This window comes from Nocardia sp. NPDC005745 (assembly GCF_040630775.1).
In the GTDB taxonomy this organism is placed as follows: Bacteria; Actinomycetota; Actinomycetes; order Mycobacteriales; family Mycobacteriaceae; genus Nocardia.
The window spans coordinates 1-7,698 of the sequence record NZ_JBEXYF010000075.1 but is presented as its reverse complement, the minus strand read 5'-3'; the positions used below and the strand labels follow the sequence as shown (position 1 = coordinate 7,698).

The window sequence follows — 7,698 nt, the reverse complement described above, 5'->3', positions numbered from 1 at the left end:
GTTCGCGGCCCGGCTCGCGTTTGCGCGGCCGTCGCGTAGGCGACGAAGGAGCAAGCGGCGGTCGCGCAAACGCGAGCCCCAAAGGGGCCGCGAACACGCCGCGACGGAGTCGCGGCCAAACAAACACAGTAGGCTCCCCTGCTGTGCCGGAGGGACGAGGAATACCGGGGATGACCGACGCTGGCGACGAGATGACGGGTGTGCCCGGTGTTCGGTGAGCGAGCGCGCGGACTGGGATTGGCCAGCCGCCCGGATTTCGCCTTGGTCGGCGTGTTGCGCATCCCGGAAGTGCAGACCAGTCCGTGGATTTCGCTGACCAGGCGGGTGCTGTTCGCGACCGCGCTGCTTTTCCTGGCCGCGCTGGTGGTGTACATCGGGCGCGACGGCTACCACGACAACTCGGCCAACGAACTGTCGTTCCTGGACGCGTTCTACTACGCGACGGTGTCGCTGTCGACCACCGGATACGGCGACATCCACCCGGTGACGCCCGAGGCGCGGCTGGCGAACATCATCATCATCACGCCGCTGCGCATCCTGTTCCTGATCGTCCTGGTCGGAACCACACTCAGCGTGCTGACCGAACGTTCCCGGCAGGCTTTCAAGATTCAGCGATGGAGGCACACCGTGCGCAATCACACCGTGGTCGTCGGATACGGCACCAAGGGCAGGACCGCGATCGACGCCATGCTCGGTGACGGGGTGCAGCCCGCCGACATCGTCGTGGTCGACACCGACGTGATCGCTTTGGAGGCCGCCGCGAACGCCGGGCTGGTCACCGTGCACGGCTCGGCCACCCAGTCCGATGTGCTGCGGCTGGCCGGTGCGCAGAACGCGGAGTCGGTGGTGGTCGCCACCAATCGGGACGACACGGCCGTGCTGGTCACCCTGACCGCGCGGGAGCTGAACAAGACCGCCAAGATCGTGGTGTCGATCCGGGAGGCGGAGAACACCCACCTGGTGCGGCAGTCCGGCGCGAACTCGGTGGTGGTGTCCTCGGAGACCGCGGGCCGGTTGCTCGGCATCGCCACGACCACCCCGACGGTCGTGGAGATGATGGAAGATCTGCTCACTCCGGAGGAGGGCTTCGCCGTCGCGGAGCGTGAGGTGGAGTCGTCCGAGATCGGCGGTTCGCCACGGCATCTCAGCGATATCGTCCTCGGTGTGGTGCGCAACGGGGTGCTGTTCCGGGTCGGTGAGCCGGAAGTGGACGCGGTCGAGGCGGGCGACAAACTCCTGTACATCCGCCGGGCGGCCAAGTGACCCCGCCGCGGGCCGGGTGGTAGCTCGGGCGCGATAGTCTCGAACCGTGCCGGCATTTCAACTCAATGGTGTTCCCTTGCTCTCCCGTACCGTCATCGATCGTGCCGAGCAGATCCGAGGTGATGCCCAGGCTCTGAAGGAGGGCTGGGCCACCGCCAAGCTGCTGCGGGTCAACCGTCGCGGGCAGGTGCGCTTCGAGGGGAACGTTCTGGTTCTCGACGCGGCCCTGGAGTTGTCCGCCGAACCCAGTCCGGCCGCGGTGTTCCTCGGCGTCGAAGACGGCATCCATCTGTGGGCCGTGCGCGATCCGGAGCTGGAGGGCACGCTGACCGATCTGCGCGCGCTGGCCGGCGGCACCGTCGACGACCGCACCGCCGGGCTGCTGTCCACCGCGATCGCGCTGTTGAACTGGCACGACAAGGCCGGGTTCCACGGCGCGGACGGCACCGTGACCATTTCGTCGAAGGCCGGTTGGTCGCGCGTCACCGAGAGCGGTTACGAGGAGTTCCCGCGGATCGATCCGGCGGTGATCTGCCTGATTCACGACGGCGGCGACCGGGTGTTGCTGGCGCGCCAGAGCAGCTGGCCGAAATCGCTGTTCTCGCTGCTGGCGGGGTTCGTCGAGGCGGGTGAGTCGCTGGAACGCTGCGTGGAGCGCGAGATGCGGGAGGAAGTCGGTCTCGACGTGCGCGAGATCAGCTACCTGGGCAGCCAGCCGTGGCCGTTTCCGCGCTCGCTGATGCTCGGCTTCGCCGCGGTCGCCGATCCCGGGCAGCCGCTGGTCTTCTCCGATGGCGAGATCGCCGAAGCCGACTGGTTCACCCGCGCGCAGGTGCGGGAAGCTCTGGCGGTGGGCGACTGGTCGAAGCGGGACGAAGGTACCCGGCTGCTGCTGCCCGGCTCCATCTCGATCGCGCGCACCATCGTCGAGTCCTGGGCCGCGATCGACTGACGCACCCGCGCGCGGGCCGATGCGACCCGCGCGCGGCGGCGGTTCAGGACAGACCGGCGAGGACCTGCTTGACGGCGGCCAGCGACGGGTTCGTCGCAGTGGAGCCGTCGGCGAACTTCACGGTGGGCACCACGTGGTTGCCCCCGTTCACGCTCCCGACGAACTCGGCCGACGCCGGATCTTGCTCGATGTCGATCTCGACGTAGGTGATGCCCGCTTCCTCCAGCTGCTTCTTGAGCCTGCGGCAGTAGCCGCACCAGGTGGTCGAGTACATCGTCAGAGTGGGGTTCGCGTCAGTCACGGACACTGCAACGCCGGACGGCTGCCCGCTGTTCCAACTCGAACTTCTTCTCGCCTTGCGCCGCATTTAGTATGCGCGCATACTTAAATGCATGACGCTCATCGCCACCGCGCACGCCTGCTCGAGTGCCCCGCCCACCGCCTTCTTCGCCCGCTGGGCCGACATGGCGACCTGGCCGGAATGGAACACCGACACCGAGTGGGCTCGGCTGGACGGACCGTTCGCCGAGGGCTCGACCGGGACATTGCGACCGAAAGGCGGTCCGAAGATCCGGTTCGTGATCGAGCGCCTGACCGACCGCGAGTTCATCGATGTGTCGAAGTTGCCCGGTGCGCGGCTCACCTTCGCCCATGAAGTCGCCGCCGTCGACGGCCGCACCACGATCACGGTGACGGTCTCGATCGACGGACCGCTGCGGCTGCTGTGGACGAAGATCCTCGGCTCGGGGCTGGCGAGATCCGTGCAGCCCGACTTGGACGCGCTGGTCGCGGTCGCGGAGGGGATCGCGGCGTGAGCGCCGACATGAGTGCCCAGTCATCAAGGAGTGGCGTCGACTGCGGAATGGTCACCGGGTCGCCTACCAGATATTGGCTGGCAGTCGTGTCCCGGGAACACGTCCGGCGCGGTGTCGAAATCGGCATAGCGCAGGCCGACCACGGCAAGCGCACGGCGGTGGAACGCATGCGGCCGGGCGACGGGTTGATCTATTACTCGCCGCGCGAGGGTATGCGCGCCGGAGCGCCGGTGCGCTCGTTCACCGCGATCGGAACCATCGACGACCGCCCGGCCTGGCAGGCCGACCCCCAGGAGGGCGGCTGCTTCCAGCCGTGGCGACGTTCGGTCAGCTACCGAGCCGGGGCGCGGGAAACCCCGATCGAGGAGTTGCGTGCCGATCTGGAACTCACCAGCGTGCCGAACTGGGGGATGGTCCTGCGCCGCGGCCTGATAGAACTCAGCCCGCACGACTACGCGCTGATCGCGCGGGCGATGACCGAGGAGTGAGGGAGTGCCGATGCACGAGGCGGAGGACGGGAGGCTGCGCTCCAGATTCCACACGGCCGAGGAAAGCCCCGGTCTGCTGCTGTGGCAGGTGACCAATCGCTGGCAGGCGGCGCAGCGGGCGGCACTCGCTCTGTTCGATCTGACCCATGTGCAGTTCGTGCTGCTCGCCTCGCTGACCTACCTCGCCGCCGGTCGCGCGGACCCGGTTCGACAGCGTGACCTGGCCGAATACGCCGCCACCGACCCGATGATGACCTCCCAGGTGGTGCGCACGCTGGCGCAGAAGGGCCTGCTGGAACGCCGCGACCACCCGAGCGATCGCCGGGCGAAGGCCCTGGTCGCCACCGAAGCCGGGGTCGCACTGGTCAACCGGGCCATCGTCGCGGTCGAGGCGTGCGACGAGGAGTACTTCGCCCCGCTCGGTGCATCGGGCGGCGCTTTTCTCCGGTCCTTACAGCTATTGCGCGACCGCTGATCGGTCGGAGGCTGTCCATTCGCTCGGCGCCGCCTGCGAGTCGCGGCGTTACCACGTGTGTGGGCAAGCGGCAGCCCCTGGACCTTCCCGCGCAGGTGCGCGGAACACCGCGCCGTACTCGCCTCGAAACCGGCACGTCGCCAGTGATGTGGAGGGGCGAGTTCGATGTGTCGGTGATGTCGATGGGTCGCGGTTCTCAGCTGGTCGCCGACATCAGGCTGTGCCGGATGACGTCGACAGCGGTCGGGCCGCACCGGTCGTCGCTGCGCTTGTACGTGATGACGTCGGTGCAGGCTCGGGTCGACGCCCGCACGGTGGGTGTCGGTGGGCGCTGTCATGATGGACCGCGTGCCCGCTCTCGACCTCGCAGACCTCGATCCCGAGCAGGCCGCCGCCGTGCGCGCGCCGCGCGGCCCGGTGTGCGTGCTCGCGGGCGCGGGGACCGGCAAGACCAGGACCATCACCTATCGCATCGCGCATCTGATCGCGCAGGGCCATGTCAAGGCCGATCAGGTGCTCGCGGTCACGTTCACCGCGCGGGCGGCGGGGGAGTTGCGCACCCGGCTGCGCGCGCTCGGCCTCGGCGGCGAAGCGACCCAGGTGCAGGCGCGGACGTTCCACGCGGCGGCGTTGCGGCAGCTGAAGTATTTCTGGCCGCAGATCGTCGGTGACGTGCCGTGGCGGCTGATCGATGCCAAGTTCCCGATCGTCGCGCAGGCGGCGCAGCGGGCCGGGCTGTCCACGGCCACCGACAGCGTCCGCGATCTGTTGAGCGAAATCGAGTGGGCGAAGGGCTCGCTCATCGCTCCCGAGGATTACGTGGCGGCGGTCGCGAAACAGCGGCGCGAGACGCCCTACGAGGCGCTGCGGGTCGCCGATGTCTACGCGGGTTACGAGAAGCTCAAGGCGACGCCGGACGGGCTGCTGCTGGACTTCGACGACCTGCTGCTGCACACGGCGGCGGCGCTGGAGGACTATCCGGCGGTGGCCGACGAATTCCGCGGCCGCTACCGCAGCTTCGTGGTGGACGAGTACCAGGACGTCACGCCGTTGCAACAGCGCGTGCTCGACGCGTGGCTCGGCGACCGCGACGATCTGACCGTCGTCGGCGACGCGAACCAGACGATCTATTCGTTCACCGGCGCCACGCCGAGCTACTTACTGGACTTCTCCCGTCGCTTTCCCGAGGCCACCGTGGTCCGCCTGGAACGCGACTATCGCTCGACTCCGCAGGTGGTGTCGCTGGCCAATCGGGTGATCGGCGCGGCGCGCGGGCGCATCGCGGGCACCAGGCTGCAATTGATCGGCCAGCGCGCCGACGGACCCGAGCCGGTGTTCGCCGAATACGACGACGCGCCAGCGGAGGCGGCGGCGGTGGCGGCGGCGATCGGCAGGCTGATCGAGGCGGGCACACCGGCCGCCGAGATCGCCGTGCTCTACCGGATCAACGCCCAGTCCGAGAGCTACGAGCAGGCGCTCACCGAGCGCGGAATTCCCTACCAGGTGCGCGGCGGCGAGGGGTTCTTCGCGCGGGCGGAGGTCAGGCAGGCCGTGCAGGCGCTTCGGCAGGCCGCGTCGCGCGAGGATCTGCCCGACCAGGCGCGCAGTGGCAATGCCCTGGTCTCGCTGGTGCGCGCGGTGCTCGCCCCGCTCGGGCTCACCGCCACCGAGCCCGCGGGCGCGCAGGCGCGGGAACGCTGGTCCTCGCTGATCGCCTTGGTGCGCCTGACCGAGGAACTGATCGGCCACGACGACCGGCTCGACCTGGCCGGCCTGCTGCGCGAACTCGCGACCCGCGCCGAGGCCAGGCACCCACCCACGGTGCAGGGGGTCACGCTGGCCTCCTTGCATGCCGCCAAGGGCCTGGAGTGGGATGCCGTGTTCCTCGTCGGCTTGTCCGACGGCACCATGCCGATCGCGCACGTCCTCGCCGACGACGGCTCGGTCGCCGACGAGGCGGCCCTCGAGGAGGAGCGGCGGCTGCTCTACGTCGGCGTCACCAGGGCGCGCGAACATCTGCGACTGTCCTGGGCGCTGGCCAGGAACGAGGGCGGTAGGCGCTCCAGGCGGCGTTCGCGATTCCTCAACGGCCTCGTCCCCGACGATTCGCCCGCCTCGCGTATCGCGGCCCCGCCGTCGGCGTCGAGCGGCGTCCGCCCGACCTGCCGGGTCTGCGCGAAACCGTTGATCGGCACCTACGCCACCATGCTCGGCCGCTGCCGTCGCTGCCCGGCCGAACTGGACGCGGAATTGCTTGCGGCACTGCGGGACTGGCGTGCGGAGAAGGCGGAGGCGCTGCGGGTCCGCGAATTCGTCGTGTTCACCGACACCACACTCACCGCGATCGCCGAACAACTGCCCGCCGACGACGCCGCGCTGGCCGCGATCGCGGGCATCGGTGCGAAGAAGATCGACCAGTTCGGGGCCGACGTGCTCGCGATCGTCGCGTCCCGGCTTCGATCCATATCACAAAACCGCAGGTAGAAAATAGGTTGTCGCGCTCGAAGATCTTGCCTATGGTGTTTTTACGCACCGGGAGGGCATCTCGGCGCGCACAGTTAGCGACACAACGAGTACAGGAGGGAGGCAGAGCAGTGGACAACATCATGAACCTCGGCGCCAGTGGCGTTGCGGTCTATGCGCCCATGGCGGCCTCCCGGGGGATCCTCGCCTTGCAGGGGATCGGTGTGTCCGGAATCGGTGCGTTCGGCACGTCGTGCAAGCAAGTGAATTCCATTGCGATGCATACGTCTATCCGTACCGAGATCCAGGGCAAGCCCAGCGCGGGCTGGCACCCGGCGGCTGCTGAGGCAGCAGTCGGCGTCTTCGCGGCTGAAGCCGGCTTCGAGCCGGCGGATCCGCGGGCAGCACGCCTCCGCACCGCACACCCAGCGATCGTGTTCAGGACTCGACACAGATGTCGACCTAGGTAGGGAACTCCTCCCCGACCTCCTGGCCACGGATCGCACGACAGCGAAACCGTGGCCAGTATTCTCCGGCCCTTCAGCCGACCGGCACCGGTTTCGCCACAACAAACGAACCGCTGCAACGAGCTGAAGGAGAACGACGTGTTCACCGCACAGGGTTGGCCGCAGGCCACTACTGACGTGACATGCCGAACCGTGGCGTCGACTACCCGGACCAAGGAGATCACCAAGGTCCTGCCCTGCCGTGCTGGAGACCCGGACCTCTGGTTCGCCGAGAGCCCGGTCCAGTTGGAGCAGGCCAAGGCGCTGTGCGCGACCTGCCCGATCCGCAAGGGCTGCCTGAGCGCCGCCATGGATCGTCGTGAGCCGTGGGGTGTTTGGGGCGGCGAGATCTTCGACCAGGGTGTCGTGATCGCCCGCAAGCGTCCCCGCGGTCGTCCGCGCAAGGTCGCGGTCCCGGCATGAGCCGGGGAGTGATTTCCCTCCCTCCGGTCGATGTGCTCGATTCCGTCGGTCCCGACACGGACCGAGCCAACGAACGAGAAAGCAGACCAGCCGCCCACCGTCGTCCGGTGGGCGGCTGTGCCTGATTTGCTGTGTTTGATTTGCAGCGCCTGCGGCGCTGCGTGTTCGCGGCCCCGGGGAGTCTCGCGTCCGAGCGACCGAGACTCGCGACTTCGTCGTCGCCGTCGATCCGCTACCACCGGCGATCTTTATCGGCAACGACCGCCTGAGGTAGCTCCGATACCGCCTCCACGGTCGGGATACCAGAACCGTT

The 7,698-nt window shown here is 68.5% G+C and carries 9 protein-coding genes; 8 read left to right on the top strand and 1 reads right to left on the bottom strand.

The window, feature by feature from the left end; translation table 11 throughout:
* The first annotated feature begins 207 nt into the window (after positions 1-207).
* Together ABZ420_RS35670 and nudC are read left to right on the top strand one after the other, a co-directional pair.
* Positions 208-1,263, top strand: a complete 1,056-nt coding sequence (locus tag ABZ420_RS35670; protein ID WP_357132516.1) for a potassium channel family protein — start codon at positions 208-210, stop codon at positions 1,261-1,263.
* Positions 1,264-1,309: 46 nt separating this feature from the next.
* Positions 1,310-2,215 carry an NAD(+) diphosphatase gene (nudC, locus tag ABZ420_RS35665; protein ID WP_357132513.1) on the top strand — a complete coding sequence of 302 codons (906 nt, stop codon included), beginning with the start codon at positions 1,310-1,312 and terminating at the stop codon, positions 2,213-2,215.
* 43 nt (positions 2,216-2,258) lie between these two features.
* Here the strand turns inward: nudC and ABZ420_RS35660 are convergent, their stop codons facing one another.
* Positions 2,259-2,522 (bottom strand): mycoredoxin, encoded by a 264-nt coding sequence (locus ABZ420_RS35660; RefSeq protein ID WP_040868967.1) that lies wholly within the window; start codon positions 2,520-2,522, stop codon positions 2,259-2,261.
* An 85-nt stretch (positions 2,523-2,607) separates the two neighbouring features.
* On the opposite strand from ABZ420_RS35660, the gene ABZ420_RS35655 reads away from it, so the two are divergent.
* The 6 genes from ABZ420_RS35655 (at position 2,608) to ABZ420_RS35630 (ending at position 7,385) form a co-directional block, all read left to right on the top strand.
* Entirely contained in the window at positions 2,608-3,030 is a 423-nt protein-coding gene (locus ABZ420_RS35655; protein ID WP_357132510.1) for an SRPBCC family protein, read from the top strand.
* An 8-nt stretch (positions 3,031-3,038) separates the two neighbouring features.
* Complete coding sequence (locus ABZ420_RS35650; RefSeq protein WP_357132525.1) at positions 3,039-3,518, top strand: EVE domain-containing protein; 480 nt, start codon at positions 3,039-3,041, stop codon at positions 3,516-3,518.
* 10 nt (positions 3,519-3,528) lie between these two features.
* Positions 3,529-3,993: a MarR family transcriptional regulator gene (locus ABZ420_RS35645; RefSeq protein ID WP_357132522.1), complete on the top strand. Its 465-nt coding sequence runs from the start codon at positions 3,529-3,531 to the stop codon at positions 3,991-3,993.
* 336 nt (positions 3,994-4,329) lie between these two features.
* Entirely contained in the window at positions 4,330-6,477 is a 2,148-nt protein-coding gene (locus tag ABZ420_RS35640; RefSeq protein ID WP_357132519.1) for an ATP-dependent DNA helicase UvrD2, read from the top strand.
* 110 nt (positions 6,478-6,587) lie between these two features.
* Positions 6,588-6,926 (top strand): hypothetical protein, encoded by a 339-nt coding sequence (locus ABZ420_RS35635; RefSeq protein ID WP_357132507.1) that lies wholly within the window; start codon positions 6,588-6,590, stop codon positions 6,924-6,926.
* 189 nt (positions 6,927-7,115) lie between these two features.
* Positions 7,116-7,385: a WhiB family transcriptional regulator gene (locus ABZ420_RS35630; protein WP_168434137.1), complete on the top strand. Its 270-nt coding sequence runs from the start codon at positions 7,116-7,118 to the stop codon at positions 7,383-7,385.
* Positions 7,386-7,698: the final 313 nt, after the last annotated feature.

Coding starts and splice junctions, on each gene's coding strand:
- ABZ420_RS35650 (WP_357132525.1), top strand. CDS start 3,039: ATGAGTGCCCAGTCATCAAGGAGTGGCGTCGACTGCGGAATGGTCACC.
- ABZ420_RS35640 (WP_357132519.1), top strand. CDS start 4,330: ATGATGGACCGCGTGCCCGCTCTCGACCTCGCAGACCTCGATCCCGAG.
- ABZ420_RS35645 (WP_357132522.1), top strand. CDS start 3,529: ATGCACGAGGCGGAGGACGGGAGGCTGCGCTCCAGATTCCACACGGCC.
- ABZ420_RS35655 (WP_357132510.1), top strand. CDS start 2,608: ATGACGCTCATCGCCACCGCGCACGCCTGCTCGAGTGCCCCGCCCACC.